Genomic DNA, 1,627 nt, shown 5'->3' with positions numbered 1-1,627 from the left:
TCATTTTCTTGAAAAACATTGGTATGATAGTTTCCTGCATTTATATCAGCGCGCCCCCTGCAAACGATTTTTCATTTTCATTTCTCATATTCTCATAAATAATACGGTAATTATATGTAAATCAATAATATAATAGTATGAGAAATAAAATATAAAATGGTATTTCTCATACTATTTCTATCATTTAGCCTTAAAAATGATGCATTTCTCATAGGTTTTAAATCGTTTCTCATCTTATTCTCATACTCCTTTTATTTATTTTACTCCTTTCTCATGCATTATGACTGTATCTTTTCCCAGACTCTCGTCGAACTTTACGATTATTCCTTTTTTTATGTCGTTTATTAAGCAACTTCCTATTGTTTACTGCTTTCCTGTGTATCATGCACCTTATATCCTTATGCTTTTCCTTAATCATTGCCATTTTTTCCTACTACTATCTGTATCGTTGCACTCGAGTGAATAGATCGTTTTCACTCGAGTAGACGGTTCTTTCTACTCTAGTGCACAGGCCTGTTCACTCGAGTGCAACGATACAGATGCAGGTAGGAAAATATGCGAATGTCTGTTCTATATACTTTCAATAAGCACTGATAATATATTGTAAAGCTGTGTCTAGTCTGGTATTCAACTTGGTCTTTAGTTTAGGATCTAGCTTGAGAATTTATAGCATAAATAGTCAAAATACTATGAGAAATGATTTGAAAGTTTATGAGAAATACGTTGTTTTCAGTATAAAACGCTGGTAATACTATGAGAAATGCCTTTTTTATTTTATTTCTCATAGTGTTATATTGATGATTTACAGTTGATTATTGTGCAACCTATGAGAATATGAGAAATGAAAAATCATTTCTAGTGGCGCTGCGTCGCTGAATATCCTGTTAATCGTATTCTGCTGGTCATGCCCAATTAACCATTCCAATTAATCCATTCCAATTAATCCATCCCCTTTAATAATCTCCTTTTGTAATGTCCCTTTGTGGTATATCCCTAGTATTCTTTTTACATTTCGTTCTTTTTCTTGTTTTCCTTCTATATCATCTTCTTGTCTCTTTCTTCCTGTTGTCTTTTTCTCTGCTGTAATTCGACTGTAATTTTGTTATTTCTTTCTTCTGCATCTTTTTCTCTTTTGCGTGCGCCTGCGCGCCCGCGTGTGATATAATAATGTGTCCCATGTGTACCGTTTCCGCCCCCAATCCACTCATGATAAAAAACATGTTCTACAACATCGTTATGCATCAGCACTTTAGCATATTCTTTCAAAAAAACTTAGAAAAAAGAGTTTAATATATTTGGATTGTATACGAAAAGGGTGTACTTTTGCACCCGCTTTCCAAGAGAAGAAAGCCTTGCAGAATTGACATAGTGAAAAAGCGAGATTGTGCTTAAAGAAAAGAACAAAAAAACTTCCGAAAAGTTTTGGAGGATAATAAATAAAGTTCTTATCTTTGCAGTCCGATTCGCAAAGAAAACGGCCTTTGTTTTTCTTTTATACATTCTTTCCCTTTCGCATAGAGAGCCAGAGAAATGAGTAAAAAGAAAAAATAAAAAAACTTCCGAAAAAGTTTGGCAGTTAAAAATAAAGCCTTTACCTTTGCACCCGCTTTTAAAACGAAAGCAGCAA

The 1,627-nt window shown here is 33.5% G+C and carries 2 protein-coding genes; both read right to left on the bottom strand.

The features are described from left to right. Nucleotides 1-1,035: 1,035 nt before the first annotated feature. On the bottom strand, nucleotides 1,036-1,266 hold the full coding sequence (locus DW173_RS17465) for a hypothetical protein (RefSeq protein WP_120144878.1): 231 nt from the start codon (nucleotides 1,264-1,266) through the stop codon (nucleotides 1,036-1,038). Between the two features lie 179 nt (nucleotides 1,267-1,445). Next, nucleotides 1,446-1,627, bottom strand: a 182-nt coding sequence (locus DW173_RS24200; protein WP_120144876.1) for a hypothetical protein, incomplete at its 5' end; no start/stop codon positions are given.

Source organism: Bacteroides sp. AM16-13 (genome assembly GCF_003602705.1).
Taxonomy (GTDB): Bacteria; Bacteroidota; Bacteroidia; order Bacteroidales; family Bacteroidaceae; genus Bacteroides; species Bacteroides xylanisolvens.
Note: the sequence above shows the minus strand (reverse complement) of the source record. Positions and strands in the feature narration are given on the sequence as shown.